This is a genomic window from Streptomyces sp. RPA4-2, assembly GCF_012273515.2.
In the GTDB taxonomy this organism is placed as follows: domain Bacteria; phylum Actinomycetota; class Actinomycetes; order Streptomycetales; family Streptomycetaceae; genus Streptomyces; species Streptomyces kaempferi.
Window position 1 is genome coordinate 9,164,329 of record NZ_CP050975.2, and the last position, 14,896, is coordinate 9,179,224.

At 67.4% G+C, this 14,896-nt stretch carries 14 protein-coding genes and 4 pseudogenes; 8 read left to right on the top strand and 10 right to left on the bottom strand.

Annotation, left to right across the window (positions count from 1 at the left end; translation table 11 throughout):
• Window positions 1-125 precede the first annotated feature (125 nt).
• The 3 genes and pseudogenes from HEP85_RS40470 to istB form a co-directional block, all read left to right on the top strand.
• A pseudogene (locus tag HEP85_RS40470) lies at window positions 126-667 on the top strand (IS5 family transposase); the annotation flags it as partial.
• Between the two features lie 521 nt (window positions 668-1,188).
• Window positions 1,189-2,779, top strand: a pseudogene (gene istA / locus HEP85_RS40475) (IS21 family transposase).
• On the top strand, window positions 2,776-3,555 hold the full coding sequence (gene istB, locus HEP85_RS40480; RefSeq protein ID WP_168532259.1) for an IS21-like element helper ATPase IstB: 780 nt from the start codon (window positions 2,776-2,778) through the stop codon (window positions 3,553-3,555). The pseudogene istA and the gene istB overlap by 4 nt, the downstream one beginning before the upstream one ends.
• A gap of 70 nt (window positions 3,556-3,625) precedes the next feature.
• On the opposite strand, the gene HEP85_RS40485 is transcribed toward istB, so the two are convergent.
• The 3 genes from HEP85_RS40485 to HEP85_RS40495 all read right to left on the bottom strand — a co-directional run bounded on the left by HEP85_RS40485 (window position 3,626) and on the right by HEP85_RS40495 (window position 6,361).
• Window positions 3,626-4,168, bottom strand: coding sequence for a DUF6882 domain-containing protein (locus HEP85_RS40485; RefSeq protein ID WP_168532260.1), 543 nt, complete (start codon window positions 4,166-4,168; stop codon window positions 3,626-3,628).
• 344 nt (window positions 4,169-4,512) lie between these two features.
• On the bottom strand, window positions 4,513-4,974 hold the full coding sequence (locus tag HEP85_RS40490; RefSeq protein WP_168534584.1) for a hypothetical protein: 462 nt from the start codon (window positions 4,972-4,974) through the stop codon (window positions 4,513-4,515).
• 985 nt (window positions 4,975-5,959) lie between these two features.
• Window positions 5,960-6,361, bottom strand: coding sequence for a helix-turn-helix domain-containing protein (locus tag HEP85_RS40495; RefSeq protein ID WP_168532261.1), 402 nt, complete (start codon window positions 6,359-6,361; stop codon window positions 5,960-5,962).
• Between the two features lie 139 nt (window positions 6,362-6,500).
• Here HEP85_RS40495 and HEP85_RS40500 point away from each other — a divergent pair, with 139 nt between their 5' ends.
• The 4 genes from HEP85_RS40500 to HEP85_RS40515 all read left to right on the top strand — a co-directional run bounded on the left by HEP85_RS40500 (window position 6,501) and on the right by HEP85_RS40515 (window position 9,746).
• On the top strand, window positions 6,501-7,334 hold the full coding sequence (locus tag HEP85_RS40500; protein WP_248002341.1) for an ANTAR domain-containing protein: 834 nt from the start codon (window positions 6,501-6,503) through the stop codon (window positions 7,332-7,334).
• A gap of 291 nt (window positions 7,335-7,625) precedes the next feature.
• Window positions 7,626-7,916 carry a hypothetical protein gene (locus HEP85_RS40505; protein ID WP_168532262.1) on the top strand — a complete coding sequence of 97 codons (291 nt, stop codon included), beginning with the start codon at window positions 7,626-7,628 and terminating at the stop codon, window positions 7,914-7,916.
• Between the two features lie 185 nt (window positions 7,917-8,101).
• Entirely contained in the window at window positions 8,102-9,067 is a 966-nt protein-coding gene (locus HEP85_RS40510) for an LLM class F420-dependent oxidoreductase (protein ID WP_168534586.1), read from the top strand.
• Window positions 9,068-9,074: 7 nt separating this feature from the next.
• Complete coding sequence (locus HEP85_RS40515; protein WP_168532263.1) at window positions 9,075-9,746, top strand: HAD family hydrolase; 672 nt, start codon at window positions 9,075-9,077, stop codon at window positions 9,744-9,746.
• 31 nt (window positions 9,747-9,777) lie between these two features.
• On the opposite strand, the pseudogene HEP85_RS40520 reads toward HEP85_RS40515, so the two are convergent.
• The 3 genes and pseudogenes from HEP85_RS40520 to HEP85_RS40530 all read right to left on the bottom strand — a co-directional run bounded on the left by HEP85_RS40520 (window position 9,778) and on the right by HEP85_RS40530 (window position 11,181).
• A pseudogene (locus HEP85_RS40520) lies at window positions 9,778-9,944 on the bottom strand (DUF5133 domain-containing protein).
• 178 nt (window positions 9,945-10,122) lie between these two features.
• Window positions 10,123-10,682 (bottom strand): annotated as a pseudogene (locus HEP85_RS40525) (ATP-dependent DNA ligase); the annotation flags it as partial.
• A 163-nt stretch (window positions 10,683-10,845) separates the two neighbouring features.
• On the bottom strand, window positions 10,846-11,181 hold the full coding sequence (locus tag HEP85_RS40530; RefSeq protein WP_248002342.1) for a DUF6343 family protein: 336 nt from the start codon (window positions 11,179-11,181) through the stop codon (window positions 10,846-10,848).
• Window positions 11,182-11,644: 463 nt separating this feature from the next.
• On the opposite strand from HEP85_RS40530, the gene HEP85_RS40535 reads away from it, so the two are divergent.
• Complete coding sequence (locus tag HEP85_RS40535; protein ID WP_168532264.1) at window positions 11,645-12,067, top strand: hypothetical protein; 423 nt, start codon at window positions 11,645-11,647, stop codon at window positions 12,065-12,067.
• Window positions 12,068-12,074: 7 nt separating this feature from the next.
• On the opposite strand, the gene HEP85_RS40540 is transcribed toward HEP85_RS40535, so the two are convergent.
• The 4 genes from HEP85_RS40540 to HEP85_RS40555 form a co-directional block, all read right to left on the bottom strand.
• Entirely contained in the window at window positions 12,075-12,473 is a 399-nt protein-coding gene (locus HEP85_RS40540) for a type IV toxin-antitoxin system AbiEi family antitoxin domain-containing protein (RefSeq protein ID WP_211117739.1), read from the bottom strand.
• Entirely contained in the window at window positions 12,470-13,324 is an 855-nt protein-coding gene (locus HEP85_RS40545; RefSeq protein WP_168533134.1) for an IS5 family transposase, read from the bottom strand. The genes HEP85_RS40540 and HEP85_RS40545 overlap by 4 nt, the downstream gene beginning before the upstream one ends.
• Window positions 13,325-13,984: 660 nt before the next feature.
• Entirely contained in the window at window positions 13,985-14,161 is a 177-nt protein-coding gene (locus tag HEP85_RS40550; RefSeq protein WP_168532265.1) for a CsbD family protein, read from the bottom strand.
• Between the two features lie 235 nt (window positions 14,162-14,396).
• The gene (locus HEP85_RS40555; RefSeq protein WP_168532266.1) at window positions 14,397-14,867 is read right to left on the bottom strand and encodes an MSMEG_6728 family protein; all 471 of its coding nucleotides are present in this window, start codon (window positions 14,865-14,867) and stop codon (window positions 14,397-14,399) included.
• Between the last annotated feature and the right edge of the window lie 29 nt (window positions 14,868-14,896).

A 14,896-nucleotide genomic window follows, 5' to 3' on the forward strand; every position in this document is an offset into this window, starting at 1 on the left:
GACCCTCAAGAAAGATCGAGGCTAAGGCCTGTCCGGCGGCTCATGAGTGTTTAGGTATTCGTGGCCGCCTAGGACTTGTTCGGCCGATCATGTGACTGCCCTATGCCCGAGTCGTTGCTTTGAGTATGGGGCGGGGAGATCTGACGGATGCCGAGTGGGAACGCCTGCGGCCGTTCCTACCGGTCAGCGATGGGCGATGTGGCCGGTGGAGAGATCACAGGCAGGTGATCGACGGGATTCTGCACCGGGTGCGGACCGCGGTGCAGTGGCGGGATCTGCCCGAGAGATTCGGGCCATGGAAGACGGTGTACGCACGCCACAGGCTGCGGTCAGCGGACGGCACTTGGGATTTTCTGCTGCAGCAGGTTCAGGCTGCAGCAGACGAGGCGGGCGAGATCGACTGGGACATCTCGGTCGACTCCACCATCGTGCGCGCCCACCAGCACGCGGCGGGCGCCCGTACCGATCCGCCGCCAGCCCCTGCTTCAAAGGGGGGCGAGGGTGTAGAACGCCAAGCCGAAAAGCCGTGGCAGAGCCTCATCGCCCGCCTGGTGGAGGTGGTGCAGGAAGTGAGGGTCTGGGCCGCTCGCGCGGCGGGTTCACCAGCAAGGTCCACCTGAGCGCAGACGGTCGTTGCCGCCCGCTGTCCCTGATCGTCACGCGGGGATCGTGCCGCATCAGGCAGTGTTCCCTCTTGCTCGACGGGTCGATGACAGGCAACCGTTGGATGCGGTCCGCGTAGTTTCGCGGGGTGCATTCTCGTCTGAGGTTCGAGAACCCTCCCGCGCTGCCTCACGAGGTGGTGGTCGAGACGAAGGAACGGGCTCTGCGTGACCATTCGGCGGAAGGCGAGCCGGCGGGAGTCCTGATCGAGACCGCGCTGTCAGCGATCACGCAATTCCCCACTCCGCGCGGTTTCAGCGTCACGTAATTCCCCACCCTCGCGATCACGATTCCCCATGGCGACGGTGACCTCGGGCGAGGGCTTAGGGGCACCGGACCGGGGGCTTGTTGTCCCTGTTTAAGTTGTTTGAGCGGCTACTGATCATCTCTGTCGATTCCTCCAGTCTCCCCATGAGCATGCCCGTGCCGGGTCGAGGGCCCTGGGCGTCTCGGAGTCGTCGCTGTCCTTCGACCTGGAGACCGAGAGGTCGATGGACGAACCGGATGGCAAGGAGAACGTTCACCGTGGTCGACATCATCGAGATCTACGTCCACTGGTATGCGGGCCGCTCGAAGTCGCAGGTCGGCGCCTCGCTGGGGGTGGATCGCAAGACGGTCAGGAAGTACCTGGCGCCGGCCGAGGCGCCCGGGATCGCCCCAGGCGGCCCGCCGATGGGCGAGGCGGACTGGGCCAAGCTGATCAAGACCTGGTTCCCGGGGCAGGCGGGGTCTGAACCAGATCACCTGGCCCGAGATCGACCAGCACCGCGACTACATCAAGACCCTGCTGGAGACCACCACCGTCACCATGATCCACCAACGGCTGCGTGACGAGCGGAAGTTGAAGGCATCGATTTCCTCGTTCCGCCGGTGGGTGCACGAGAACCTGCCCGACGAGGCGGCCAGGTCGAAGGTCACGGTGCTTCGGGGCGACGTCGAACCCGGCTCGGAGGCTCAGATCGACTACGGCTTCCTGGGGCAGTGGATCAATCCGGGCACCGGCAAACGTCACCGGATCTGGGCCTTCGTGATGGTGCTGCCCTGTTCACGGCACATGTTCGTGCGCCCGGTGATCCATATGGACCAGCACGCCTGGACCGAGTCCCACGCCGAGGCGTTCCGCTTCTTCGGGGGCGTCCCGCGCCGTCTGGTGCCGGACAACCTGCCCACCGGGGTGGACAAGCCCGACCTCTACGATCCGAAGATCAACAAAGCGTATGCCGAACTCGCCCTCTACTACGGCGCGTTGGTCGATCCGGCCAGAGCGGTTCATCCCAAGGACAAGCCACGGGTCGAGCGTCCGATGCCCTACGTCCGCGACTCATTCTGGAGCGGGCGGCAGTTCACCTCGCTCGAACACATGCAGGCTGAGGCCCTCGTCTGGGCCAGGGAGATCGCCGGCGGTCGGCAGTGCAGGCCGCTGGGCGGGGCCGCCCCGCTGGCGGTGTTCGACGCGGTCGAGGCCCCGGCCCTGCTACCGCTGCCGGACAAGCCCTTCGTGCTGGCCCGATGGTCCACCGTCACGGTCGGCCCGGACATCCACGTCAAGGTCGGCCGCACGCTCTACTCGGTGCCCTGGAAGCTGATCGGCCGCCGCGTCGACGTCCGCTCCACCGCGACCATGGTCCAGGTCTTCCACGAGGGACAGTTGGTCAAGACTCATGCGGCCCTAGAACAGGGAAAACGTACTGACCGAGGCGACTACCCGCCGGAGAAGATCGCGTTCCAGATGAAGACCCCGCTCTGGTGCCGGACCCAGGCGTCCGAGGTCGGGGACCGCTGCCCGGAGGTGGTCGACCAACTGCTGGAGGTCAACGCGCTCTACCGGCTCCGCGCCGCCCAGGGGATCCTCGGGCTGCGGAAGAAGTACAGCGACAGCCGGCTGGAGGCCGCCTGCGCGAAGGCCCTGACCGTCGGCGACCCGTCCTACCGCACGATCAAGGGCATCCTGATCGCCGGCACCGAGACCGACCCCGAGCCGGAGACCGGCGACGCCGGCGCTGCGGCCTTCCTCCACGGCCCCGAGGGCCTGTTCCCCACCGACATCCCCACCCAGACACTCGGCGGACTCCACCAGGACCAGGGCCACGACGACGCTGAGGAGACCGTGCGATGAGCGTGATGGACACCGCCCTGCGCGAATCGCTGAAGGTGCTCCGGCTGTCCGGGATGCTGGAGACCCTCGACGCCCGCCTGGCCCAAGCCCACGGCGGAGAGCTCGGCCACCTGGACTTCCTCCAGGTCCTGTGTCAGGACGAGATCACCCGCCGCGAGACCGTCGCCTTCCAACGCCGCCTGCACCGCGCCAAGGTCGAGCAGCAGGTGACCTTGGAGGAGTTCGACTTCACCGCCTCCTCCAAGCTCCCGGCCGCCCAGATCCGAGACCTGGCCGCTCTGCGCTGGCTCCATGCCGGGGAGTCCGTAATTTTGTTCGGGTCGGTCGGTGTCGGCAAGACCCATATCGCCCAGGCCCTGGGGCACCTCGCCGTCCGCCAGGGCGCGAACGTCCGCTTCGCCAAGACCAGCCGGATCGTGGCCGAGCTCGCCGGCGGCCACGCGGACCGCACCTGGGACAAGCGCATGCGCGAGCTGATCCGCCCCGACGTCCTGATCCTCGACGACTTCGCCATGCGCCAGATGACCGCCGCCCAGGCCGACGACCTCTACGAGCTGGTCAGCGAGCGGCAGGGACGATCCCTGATCATCACCAGCAACCGGGCATCCAGCGAGTGGTATCCCCTGTTCCGCAACCCCGTCGTCGCCGAATCGCTCCTGGACCGGCTGATCAACACCAGCCATCAGGTCATCATGAACGGCCCCAGCTACCGCCCCAACAAGCGCCCCAGGAACCCCACCGACAAGAACGGAACGGCGACCGCGAAGGACAGCTGACCGTAGGAGTCTTCCGCTCGGCGCCTGAGCACTGAGGCCCAGGCGTCGAGCTCCGCCCAGCTCTCCGGCGCTAGTCGATATTGATGTTGAAGTTGGAAACGCTGCCGTCGGCGGCGGTCAGAGTGACCGGACCGAACGTGATGATCACGGCGGAGTTGCCTCCCGGGCCCCGGTAATAGCCGGTCGCCTCGGTGACCCGAACAGCCAAGGCCACAAGCGTCCCAGCGGCCCTCTCATCGGCCTCGATCTTCGGCTGGGCGAGAGCGGGATGCCCGTTGTCTTCTGCCCAGTCCCGGAAGCTGCGGGCGTCACGGCTCATGTCGGGGAGGATGCTCTTGTTGGCCCAGGCCCACAGCCACGAGCCCGAGCCGGGGCTGAAACTGCCGAGGATCTGCGCGGGTGCTGTCGCCCTCTTGTCAGGGAAGGTCCAGGTGATGATGCCGGTCGTCTGGTCCAGATCCCAGCGGTCCGCTGAACCCAGCCCCCAGGACATGTGGGCACGACCCAACTGTTCGATCATGTTTTCGCCCTGCAGCAGCAGGATGCTCAAGTCGGTTCGCTCCCCGACTTGACCAGCACTCTCCGCCTCATTGGCCCGCTTGAACATTCCCATGCCGCGGAGTCTGCCAGAGGCCACTGGCCAGTCGACGATGACCCCTCACACCTCGCCACCGACAGGGTGGGGAATTACGTGACCCCACGGCCGGGGAATTACGTGATCGTCCACACGCTGAGCGACGACGACGCGGAGTTCATCGAGCACTGGTGTGTGCAGATCGCCTTGGGGAGGTCTACGGTCGCGAAGGCATCAGCCGCGCCAAGGGCCAGGGAGTTGAGTTCCCGACGGCGAGCACGTCGAGTTCGACCTACGAGCCGGGCCCCGGGGTCGGCCCCGGCCGGGGCTGTGACTGAGTGCTTCAACTGGCGGATGAGCGCTCCAGTTGGCGAGCCGAGTGTTCAGATGGCGAACCCTTGGAAGGTGCCCTGGGAGTCCTCCACGGCCGCTTCTTTGAAATCGCCAAAGGAGAGATTCGCGATCATCAGGTTCGCGTGCATCTCGTGGACGCCGGCAGGGACGGTGCGGAACTCGCCACCGTCCGCTTCGAAATCCTCGTCGCTGCACTCTTCCCTGGCCAGCACCGCCACTGCCAGCAACGTGATGAGCCCGTCACCCATTGAGTGGCGATCGGCGAGGAACACCACGCTCAGTTCCTCATCGACAGACACCGCGGAGAGAATCTGAGCCGAGGTGCATCCCGCCCACTGCGGATCATCGGCTATGTGAACGTACGGCTCGAAGTCCCCATCACCCCAGGGCCTCATCAGTTCCGCTTTCACCGCAGCCCATGCCTGTTCGTCGCTGTAATCGGTCCTGATGATCAGCGCCGCGTCCCGATCGCGCCCCGCCAACCACTCCATACAGTCACTCACGTCGCTGTCCCCCCATCCGCGCAGATCACAGCACCCGCATTCGATACGAACGCTACGCGACACCACTGACACAGCCGTGAGTGCCTCAGTTGGCGAAGCTCACCAACTGAGGCGCTCATTCACAGGGGCCCGGCTCGCGCCTGTACGCGGTGGGTGGGCTGTCGGGCGTGTGCGCGACAGTGACGGGGGACCGGTGCCGGTTCCCTGCTGGATTCGTGGTGGGGTTCGGGCGCCGGGTTCATCGTCGGCGTAGGCCTGTTCCTTCTGATCGTGGGGACCGCGATCCTGCTGTGCAGCCTGCAGACCCGGGAGACACTGCGAAGCATCACGAAGGGTGATGCCGAGGGAGAAGCGGCCGCGCACATGGCCCTGCACGCGGTTGCCTGTATGAGGCGGCGGTTTCCCGCTCAGGCTCGGTGAGTGAGCCCGGAAGAGCGGGAGATCCGGCGCCTCATCGCTTACCGGTTTGCGGCTCGTGAGGGGCTGCCTCAGCGGGTGAGAGCGGCGCAGCCGAGGCGCTGGGAGCCATCGAGGAGGGCCAGGTTGCGAAGGGGGCACAGGCCGAGGTCTGGACACTGAATGAAGCTGTCCGTGACCGCCGCCCCGGCTTCATCCACATTCACGACGTCCAGGTCTCCTGAGGCCGGCCGTCATACAGATGCCATGTTCAACGCGGCGCGGTCTCGGGGCCGGTGTCACGATGCTGGTGGGTGCCCTGCCACGCACTGCACGGCAACGGGGCGCCCCTCATGCCGTGCGCGACCGCCGCCCCTCGTGCCGCGCACGGCATCCCCGCACGCACGCATATCTCGTAGAGCATCCGCCACATGGGGTCTACCTCGGATCACGTGAGACACAGGTCGGCCGAGACAGCCCTACCGGTGACGAAACACCGGCCCAGCGTGCGTCCCGTGGCTGCCCTGTCCGGCCACGATCTCCGGGAATGCCGCCGCCATCTCGGCATGACGGCGGACTATACGGATTTCGTGGCCGCCGTACTGCCGTCGCCAGCAGGCTCTTCCGTCCCGTCGTTGCCCTGAGGCCGTGCCGGCTGTGCGGGCCGGGTTTGGTGGGAGTTCTCGTGCTGGTCGAGGGCGGCCAGCAGGCCCGCCACGGTGAGGCCGGCGTCGGCCGGATGCCGGAGGATGGTCCCTTGTTCAATGCGGTAGAGATTCGAGCGGCCCTGGCGGGTGTGGGTGAGATAGCCGCTCTGCTCAAGATCGGAAATGATCTTCTGGACGGCGCGCTCGGTGAGTCGGCATCGTGCGGCGATGTCTCGGATCCGGGTGCCCGGATCGTCGTCGATCGACGCCAGCACCCGTGCGTGATTGGTCAGGAAGGTCCAGCCGCCGTATCCCTCAGGTACTCCGTCCATGGTTTTCAGCCTAGTACCTCATACGTGGCGTTCACGCATTCGAAAGGACGAAAATATTTTCGTGTATCGCTTGACGTGTGAGATGGGGAGGTCGACGCTGGAGGAGGCAAAGACCGGTGGACACCCCGGGAGCGACTTCATGTCAGAGCATCTGCTTACTTCCCAGGTGAGAAGCGGCGACGAAGCCGGCCATGAGGTACTGGCGGGCGACACGATGGCAGCGCACGGCTCGCCTTTCCTGAAGGTCGCGGCCTACCCCGCCGGCGAGCGGACCATCGTGGTGGTCGCGGGTGAACTCGACATCGACACGGAGCAGGCGCTCAAACGTGCCCTTCGCGAAGCGCTGGCCTCATCCGCCCGCGGCTTGGACCTGGACTTGGCCGCCGTCGGCTTCTGTGACTGCTCCGGCCTCAACGTCCTGCTGTGCATCCACCGCCTGGCCCTGGCAGAGGCCAAGACGGTCCGCATCCAGACTGCGGGGATCGCGGTCGAGCACCTGCTCACGCTCACCCGGACATCTGCGCTCTTCGCCCACCCCGATGGCACCGACCCCGGCACGACCTTCAACGCCCGGGGCATGCGTACAGCCACCGCCGGCCCTCTGGAGGGGGAGGGGTCGCGTGAGGACGCCGAGGACAGCCTGCGCATCGAAATCTGCCAGCTCAAGCGGGCCATGGAGACCCGTCCTGTCATCGATCTGGCTCGCGGGGTCTTGATGGCCTCCTTCGGTCTGACCGCCGAGGACGCCTGGAGCGTGCTGGTCAAGACCTCTCAGTGCACCAACAACAAACTCCACCACGTCGCGCAGGGCCTGGTCGGAGCGGTGAACGGTGCTCAGCTGCCCGACGGACTGCGGCGGCAGGTCTCCGCGGCGGTCACCGAAATCCTCAACCCGCCCTCCCTCGAACAGCAACGCCATGAGTGGGTCCCGAGTAGGTCCGTGACGCGGGACAGCGGCAGCACTTCGCCGTGACTGTTCGTCACGGCGTGTACGGCCGGCACAGACGTCCGTGACCACCTCTGGCCCGCGGAGGTAGGGGATGCTGCCCTCGCTCGCCGTCCTGCTGTCGACCACTTCCTGTCGGCCCGAGGGTGCCTCGTCGAAGAACCCCACCTCGTCGACCATCACCCCACGGGAGGCGGACAGTCCGCCAGGGGTGGGACACGTCGGCACGGAGCCGGTGGGGCTGGCTACGCTGGAAAGCCCGTTGATTCACCAGATCCGCCGCTGTGGAGTCGTCACCGCGCTCGGCGCGTGTGCGGCATGGCTGATCGGCGCAGTCACGCCCGGCTCTGCGCGCCGCCCAGCACGAGGGCCCTGTGCGGCGTCGCCGGCGTCCAGCTCACACAGACCGCCGCGGGGCGATGGCACAGCCCCCTGGTGATGCTCACCGTCATGGGCTCGGCCGTCGTACTCGGCGCCCACGTCCAGACGCCCGGCCTCAGCCACTTCCTGGTGACGCCCGATACGGACGAGGCCGGCACCGGGCGGAAGCGCGCGCCGCGCTACGACAGGCACTGGAGCCGCCCGGCTGACGCTCCGCGTGGTGGGTGAGTCCGGCGGTGCGAAAAGCCATGAGAGGGGTACCCGCACTCGTGTGACGGATCGGTCCGGCCACCTGCTGCTTGCGTGGATCGGCCGCGTGGCCCTTCGACGTTCCGCGGGCAGGGGCCCGTGAGCAGGCGGTGACGGGACGGATGACCGTATTCGCGTAGGTGACCTTCGAGGAGATGAGCGGCATGGTGCGGATCGGATACACGATGATGACCGAGCAGGCCGGTCCGCGGGAGCTGGTGGGCCATGTGGTCGGCGCCGAGCGCGCCGGCTTCGACTTCTCGGTCACGTCCGACCACTACTTCCCCTGGTTGGAATCCCAGGGTCATGCCCCCTACGCGTGGAGCGTGCTCGGCGCCGCCGCGCAGGCCACTGAACGCATTCCCCTGATGACCTACGTCACCTGCCCGACGACCCGCTACCACCCGGCGGTCGTCGCGCAGAAGGCCGCCACGATGCAGCTTCTCTCCCAGGGACGGTTCCGCCTGGGGCTCGGCTCCGGAGAGAACCTCAACGAGCATGTGGTGGGCGGCGGTTGGCCCGCCGCGCACGTCCGGCTGGCGATGCTGGAGGAGGCTGTGGAGATCATCCGCGCGCTCTTCGCGGGGGAGAACGTCAACCACCACGGCGTCCACTTCGACGTGGAGAACGCCACGTTGTGGGACCTGCCCGAGACCCCCCTGCCGATCGGTGTCGCCGTCTCCGGTGACAGCTCGTGCGAACTCGCCGGCCGCCTCGCCGACCTGGTGATCGCCACCGAACCGAAACCGGAGCTGATCTCCGCGTTCGACCATCACGGTGGCGCGGGCAAACCCAAGGTCGGTCAGCTGCCGATCTGCTGCGACACCGACCGCGACGCTGCGATCGCCCGCGCCCACGACCAGTTCCGCTGGTTCGGCTGCGGCTGGCCGGTCAACTCCGAGCTTCCCGGACCCGCCGGGTTCGCGGGTGCCACCCAGTTCGTACGGCCCGAGGACGTGGCCCAGTCCATTCCCTGCGGCGACGACGTACAGGCAGTGGTCGAGGCCGTACGCCCCTACGCCGAAGCGGGGTTCACCGAGGTCGCGCTCGTCCAGATCGGCGGCGAACACCAGGAGCCGTACCTGGAATGGGCCGAGCAGAAGCTGCTGCCCGCTCTCCGCGGGCTGTGAGCGCGCGATGACCACGGAACGCGCCGCGATCTTCGACGTCGACGGAACCCTCGTCGACACCAATTACCTGCATGTCGTCACCTGGTGGGAGGCGTTCAGGCAGGCGGGCCACCGTGTCCCCATGCGTGAGATCCATCGGGCCGTGGGTCTGGGTGGTGGCGACCTGATCGAGCATCTGCTCGGGAAGGATCGTGATCCCGAGGACGACGGGCAGGTCGTCGCGGCCCACCACGCCCTCTATGCCACGTACTTCGACCGGCTGCCGGCGCTGGACGCGGCGGGCGACCTGCTGCGCGCACTGGCCGGGCGGGGCTGGAAGATCGTCCTGGCGACCTCGGCGAGCGGCGCGGAACTCTCCGCGCTGCGTCGGGCCATCGACGCGGACGACGTCATCCTCGGAGCGGCCAGCGCGGACGACGTCACCGACGGTAAACCCGCCCCCGACCCCGTCCAACAGGCCAGGGGATTCGCAGACGTTCCGAGCGAACGAGCCGTGTTCGTCGGCGACACCGTGTGGGACATGGAGGCCGCCGTACGCGACGGAGTGGTTCCGGTGGCGGTGCTGTCCGGCGGGATCCCGCGCGCGGACCTGGACAAGGCCGGTGCCCGTGCGGTGTACAGAGACCCCGCCGACCTCCTCGCACACCTGGACTCCAGCGTCTTCGCCGAGCGGGAGTGACCGGATCCGTCGGCGGTATGAGGTAGGTAGGTCAGTCTGCGGTGAGTACGGAGTCGTCCTGGGGAGGGCGTCGGGCAGTTGGTGCCGGGCGGCGAGAAGGGCGACATCGGCACCCCGGGTGCCAGTGGACACACACAACGAGTACGAAACCTCGTCCATCCGCTGCCGTGCGGCGGGGCTGCCGTTCTCGGCAAGCAGCGCTCAGGCCAGCTTCTGCGCGACGGGCGGTCGTGCGGTGAGCGCATGAGCGCGTTCAGTGACCGCACCACCAGCGGGGAGCCGCTCCCAGTCCGAAATGGGGGGCCCTGCACGGCCTGAAACCGGATCGTCCGCGTTTATTCGGCACGCAGACGTGTACGCGCACCTCGGAGCCATGGTGCCCCCCGAGGGGAACCACGACGTGCAGACCCCGCGATCCGGTCGTCATCAGGCCGAAGGCAGCCGCAGTTCGGACAGCAACGCGCCCAGGTGATGAGCCGCCTCGCGAACGGTACCGGAGTCGTCCCCGGTCATCGGATCGAGGTCGAATACCAAGCGGTCGGGCCGGTCGAGCCGACCGACACGGGACGACCAGCGGTGTGGGGTGATGCAGGCCTGGTCCGCGAGGTAGGCGAGCGTGGCGGTGTCGTCGCAGACCACGTGCGTGACCGTACCGCCCTCCTTGGCCACCTCGACGCGTTTGATCCAGTCCGGATAGTGATCCGGAACGTTCTTCTGCATGAACTGGGGACCGTTCATGCCGTCCGGGTGCCGTTCCAGCATCAGCGGGCGCCCTCGCAGGTGCGGCAGCATGAACGGGGCGACGGCCACGTAGTAGTCGACGAGATCGCCCTTCGTGTACTCCCGGTCCCCTCCGTCGGCGGGAAACATCGCCTTGTCCGGCCGATGGATGTCGAGGGTGCGGCGGCCCGCCCTCACCGTCTCCGTGCCGGTCATGCCGGCCCTCCAGTCACCGGGACTCGGCTCACCGACAAGGGTTTCCTCCAGACGCTCACGACGACGAGTGCGTGGACCTTGGGTACCCGGACGCTATGCCGCTCAACGCCTGCGGATGACGCCGAACCCGAACGCCTGTGTGCCGGTGCCGGGGCGGCGTCGTTCAAGCGCGGCGGACTCGTTCGCGTCGCAGACGACGCGCCACGATCGTCACGTCCAAGGCGGCTGTCAGCGCGAGTGCGGCTGCCACCGCCGCGATGGTGACCAGGGCGCCGCGGCCGGGTGTGTCCCCAGCGTCGGAGGCGGCCGCCCACACGCCGAACACTACGGCCGCCGCGACGAAGAGAGGCAGGAAGATCCCGGACAGCAGCAACCTCAGACGAAGGGGGCTCTGGGCGTTGCTCGGCTCGGTTCCGGCTCTCGGGGATCTGTCACCGATCACGCCGGAGCGTGAGCGGGGAACGGGTTCCTTCGTCTGTCGAATGTGGTCGTCAGGCACGAGGCACCTCTTTCGTCTTTCGGCGATTCGGTCGGTTCTGCTGACGTTCTCTCCCTTGAGCGTGACGATTTCGTTCCGGCAAGGTCCCTGGGCGACGGTGCCGTGCGCAGGCTGCGTCCGACAAGGGGCCTTGAATTTCCCCCTAACCCGCACCAGTAGGCGCAAACCGACTCCAGCTCGGCAATTTCGCCCGCAGGTCTCCGTGCGATTTCTGGGACCGTGCGCGGCGCCAGGAGAAGCGGCCGCATGAGCCACACGCAGCAAGGGTCTCGGCGCCGACCCAGCGGCGGACTACGCACGTCTGGCCGCGTTCGAGATGGCTGCGACCTGGTTGAAGTCCGGTGTACGGGTGGACAGCTGGAGGATCGTGAGCCAGTCGCCCCGGCCGAGCCCTTCACACCGCCGGATGTTAGAGCGGGCCTACCGGGGGTAACCGCTGAGCAGAGACCTGGAGGTGATCTGCATGCTTTTCCTCGGACTTCTTCTGCTCGCCGCTACGGCCGCCTTCACAGGACTGGCGATCTCCGACAACCTGGGCGGCGGTCCCGACTACACGGTGTCAGTGCTGGGAAATGACATCGCCACCATGAGCGTCTTGATGATCTTCTGCGCGGGGCTCGCCCTCGCCCTGATCTTCTCGCTCGGCCTGTGGATGACCGCCGGGGGCGCCATGCACCGGCGCCGCCGCACGATGCGGATCCGCAACGAGCGCGACGCCATGGCGGCCCAACTGTCGGCACGCGGGACAGCCACACGGCCACAGGGGCCCACTGACGCAGCCACGGGTCAGGCGGGAGCGGCCGAGCCCACACCGTGGGCGTCGGCACCTGCGGCGACGCCCGAGCCACGCCACCGCAGCAGGCGAATCCACCTCTTCGGTCACTGAGAGGGCGTTAAGTCCGTTTCTGGTAGCGGCCGCGTCCGGGTTGTTCGAGGAGTCCTTGACGGACGAGTCGTCCCAGGCGGGAGCGGGTGACGTTGATCGAGGGCTCGTCGGTGGGCAGGCCGAGGTGCTCGTGCAGGTCGCGGACACGGAACACCTTCCCAGGGTGCTCGTTGAACGTGGTCACGATGCGCTGGTAGACGGTGGCGGTCTCCACGAAGGCCGTTGCGTGATCGGGCGGGGTGAGGCCGTCGATGACCTTGCGAGTCGCGGTGAGCTCGGCCAGGCGGGCTTCGGTCTCGGCGAGGCCGGTGGTGAGCCGCACGATCTGCTCGCGCAGGTGGTCGGCTCGTGCGGCGGTCTCATCGTGCTCGGCCTGCAGCAGCCGCAGGAGTTCGCTGACGTTCACGCGGCCAGCTCCACGTCGTCCCGCCAGGCGGGGGCAGGGGTGGTGAGGCGGCGGAGCATGCCGGCGGTGGAGGCCCAGTAGACGCGGGAAGCCGCGTTGTCGGGCCGGTGATCGTAGTCGCGGGCGAGGCGCCGGTGCAGCATGAGGGTGCCGTTGGCCTGCTCGACCACCCACCGCTTCGGTTGCGGGACGAAGCCCTTGCCTTCGTCGTCGGGGTTGCGCCGAACCACCTCGACGGTGATGTCCTTTACCGCCCCGTGGATGATCACAGCGTCCTTGAAACCCTGGTCGACCAGGACCTTTTCCAGGCGCATCCCACATCGTTCGGCCGCCTGGTCCAGCAGGGCGATGCCGGCCTCGTTGTCGTGGGCGCTCGCGGCCAGGACCACCACACCGATGATCAGGCCCAGCACGTCGACTGCGAGTCCCCGCTTCCTGCCAGGCGTCTTCTTGTTCGCGTCCAGTCCCGTCGTCTCCTTCGGCACCCCGGCCGCCACGCGGACGGACTGGGTGTCGATGATCACCAGGGACGGGTCCTCTAATCGTCTGGACCGCTCCCGCACCTGGCAGCGCAGGATCTCCTGAATCCGCTGGTCAAGACCATCCTGGCGCCACAGAGTGAAGTAGTAGAACACCGCCGACCAGGCCGGGAGGTCGTGTGGCAGGAGCCGCCACTGACAGCCCGTCCGGTTCTGGTAGAGCAGCGCGTTCACTACCTCGCGCAGGTCGCAGGAGCCCGGGTCCCCGGTCGCCGACCGCGCCACCCGCTCCTGCTTCCACGCGGTGACCAGCGGCTCGATCAACGCCCACTGCTCGTCGGACAAGTCGGTTGCGTACGGCATCCGTTCCATGCCCACGACCTCATCATGCACACGACATGACCCGAGGGCGGAACTGTCCCATCACCCACGAACGGGCGACACCACATCATCAGAAACGGGACTTAACGTCCTCTGAGACCAGGAAATCCGGCGGCCGGAGTCGGTGCTCAGCACCTGCAGTCACCGAGGGATCGTGTGGTCGGCGGCACTCCGGTCGGGCCGCGCTTATGACTGCGTGAGAGAACGGCGTCGTGGGTCGAGGGCCATCATCCGGCCCTCGACCCGCACGACGTTGTCTGCCCGCCGGCAGGGCCGCCTGAGCTCTCTCTTAGAACAGGTCGCATTACGTGCTCTGCGGCCGGAGCATCTTGCCCGTCATGACGTCGACTTCGATGACGCCTGCGCGAACTCCGGCAGGAACGCCTCACGAAACGGGCCTGCCCTGGTCGAACGAAGTCCCCCCGCCCCGCGGCGTTCACACATGACGAACGCAAGGCGCCCACGCAGCCCACGGGGGTTGTGAGAGGTCGTCCGCTGTCGCGGTCGGGAAGGACTGACCCCGAGGCAGGCATGCGGGGGGGGCTTGTTCGGTTGCGCATAGATGCCATGCGTCGACGCACTGCCCGTATCAGGCAGTTTGGACCCCGGCAGTTGGTGACGTACCTGCCGGGGTCGCAGCGGTGCGCAGGCCTACTTGGGTCGGATCGCGTCCTTGACCTTCTCCTTGGCCGCGCGCAGGTCGCCCTTGGACTCTTGGGTGCGCCCCTTGGCTGCCAGGGACTCATTACCTACCGCGTCTCCGACGACCTTCTTGACCTTGCCCTTGGCTCGCTCGCCCTTGGCCTGGGCCTTCTGATTGGCAGCCACGGTACTCACGCCCTGTCTTGCTCGGAAAGGATTCTGTCATTTCGGCATGACTTACCTCAGGTTACGCCTTTATGCGACTTGTATAACTTTGTCTTCGGTTGCGGCACGGTCGGCCGGGTGGGGATGAGGAGGAGGGGGGTCCGACCTGGGTCATGGGGCAGAGGGCAGAGGGCAGAGGGCTTCGGGCAAGCCACCCATGATGTGGCGTCCCGCGCCTCCGCGTTGGGCCAGGTCCTTACGAGGTGGCCCGGTCGGACGTCGGCCAGACGTACGGCAGATCGTCGGGGACGTCCGGGAAGAACGGGGTGTAGATCTCCGGTGCCTTGCGCACCAGTGCCGACTGGTGGCTGCGGTGGAAGGCGGGGTCTCCCAGCCAGGGTGGCAGCTCGTCGTCGTCGGCGAGTTGCTCCTGGACGCGTACGGTGGCGCCGGGACGGTACCGGGCGAAGTCGGTGGTGAGCGTGGAGGCGCACGTGTCGGTGCGCGCTTCCGCCGTCCACATGGCGCACACGTCCAGGCCGTAGCGGACCAGGGCCTCCTCGTAGCCGGTCCACATGCGTACCGCGGGATGGTGGCGCCATCCGTGGTCGGGGACGGTCAGGCCGCGCAGCACCTGGAGGGCCTCGACTCGCTGTTTGCCCAGACGCGCCTGGTCCAGCACCGCGGCGGACTGCATGAAGTCGGGATACGGGAGAAAGGTCTGCACACGCGATCCTTTCCGCGGCTGGTCCGTTC